This window comes from Ruegeria sp. CE12 (assembly GCF_056537525.1).
On record NZ_JBQFRS010000032.1, the window covers coordinates 1 to 1,789 of the forward strand.

A 1,789-nucleotide genomic window follows, 5' to 3' on the forward strand; every position below is an offset into this window, starting at 1 on the left:
TCAACCCCATTTGCGGTATCAATGACAATGTCGCCAAATTCAGGATGGTGATAGGTGATCAGCGGCCCAGCATAGGTCACGCGATGCCCATGGCGCAGTTCGATTTCGGCTGTGTGGCCTGCCACTTCGGCCCAAGCGGGGATTTGATCAGGCGCATAGGTGGCACGGCGTGAACCTTCAATGGCGACCGTGATCTCGCCTGAGCGATTATCGCGCGTGACATGGGTTTTATAGCTGACCGCATCCGACACCAACACCGCCGCGTTATCCATCCGCGCCCGTTCTGCCAGACCCAGAATGTCAAAGGCAAAAAAGACATAGACCGCATAGGCCAAGATCACCGCTGGGATCGCAAAACCAAATAGTTTCTTGCGCCCAATGCGGCGGATTTCGGAGGCACGCAAAGCCGCAACATCTTGGGTAGCCATGACCATATCAGAACGTCCCCTTGGTCAAATAATTGCGCAGGCTGCTTGAGAGCTGATCAACCGCGACAATGGTCAAAAACAGGATCACGAAAACGGCGGCGGCCTCATCGAACTTGCCCTGCCCGAACGTCAGCGCGTTTTTCAGCTCGTAGCCAATGCCACCCGCGCCCACAAAACCAAGGATGGCTGACGCGCGGATATTGATCTCAAAGCGCAGCAACCCATAGCTGAGGTAATTGGGCAAAACCTGTGGGATGACACCCAACCAAATCCGTTGACCCCAATTTGCACCGACAGACTGCAACCCTTCGACAGGTTTCATGTCCGTGTTTTCAGTCACCTCAGAAAACAATTTGCCCATGGCACCCATCGTATGCAGCGCGATGGCAATCATTGCAGGCACAGGGCCACCACCCATGATGAAAATCAGCACCAATGCCACCACAACCTCAGGGATCGCGCGCAAGATGTCGGTGATACGGCGAAAGAACGGGATCAGACGCGGCCAATAGGCCAGCCCGCGCGTGCCCAAGAGCGAGAACACCACCCCACCCGCGCAGCCAAGCAAAGTCGCGACCGCCGCAATGTTAAGCGTCTCAATCAAAGCAGGCAGTGCATCCACCATATGGCCAGGCAGGTTTGCTGCTTTTTCAATCGCCTCAGAAATCAGATCAGCAGGGAAATCAAAAAGGCGATGTAGACCGTCCCAGAAACCACCTGCATTGCGATCTTCTGCAATAGAGAAGCCAGAAATCAACATCACCGCAAAGATCAAAATGAGCAGACCTGAATAGAGACGGCGGCGCTGCGTCATCTGCAGATAATCTTCGCGCACTGTTTCACGTCTTTCCCGATCGATCTGGGATGAGGTGATATCGGTCATGGTCAACCTTTCTTGAAGATGGGGGCGCGCAAATCTGCGCACCCCCCAATGTCATGCACCAGTGTGCAACAAGGGCTTAGTTACCTTGTGCCAAACGCACAGCGATGATGGTCTCATAGGCTTCGTGGCTGATGGGTGCGAAACCTGCGGTTTCACCTGCCGCCACGCCATAAGCGCAGGCCTCATCTGTTTCGTGCAGATTGGCCAAAAGTTCGGTTACAGTCGCCTTTACATCGTCAGGCAGCGATTGACGCAGAACGACAGGGCCTTCTGGAATTGGCTTAGAGCGCCAGATTTCAACCAAGTCGTTCATGTCAACCAGACCTGCATCAACCGCGCGGCGCAACGCGCCCGAGTTGTAGCCGTCTTCCCAGTTGCCCAAACCATCGGCCCAAGTAACGCCTGCATCAATGTCGCCATTGTTTACGGCGATGATTGTCTGCTCGTGACCGCCTGTGAATGCCACATCACCAAAGAA

The 1,789-nt window shown here is 54.6% G+C and carries 2 protein-coding genes and 1 pseudogene; all 3 read right to left on the reverse strand.

The features are described 5' to 3' along the window. Positions 1 to 428, reverse strand: a pseudogene (locus ACR0IO_RS22855) (phosphonate ABC transporter, permease protein PhnE); the annotation flags it as partial. 7 nt (positions 429 to 435) lie between these two features. Further along, entirely contained in the window at positions 436 to 1,311 is an 876-nt protein-coding gene (gene phnE / locus ACR0IO_RS22860; protein WP_480745121.1) for a phosphonate ABC transporter, permease protein PhnE, read from the reverse strand. A gap of 76 nt (positions 1,312 to 1,387) precedes the next feature. Continuing rightward, a partial coding sequence (locus tag ACR0IO_RS22865; RefSeq protein ID WP_480745123.1) for a PhnD/SsuA/transferrin family substrate-binding protein occupies positions 1,388 to 1,789 on the reverse strand: 402 nt, incomplete at its 5' end.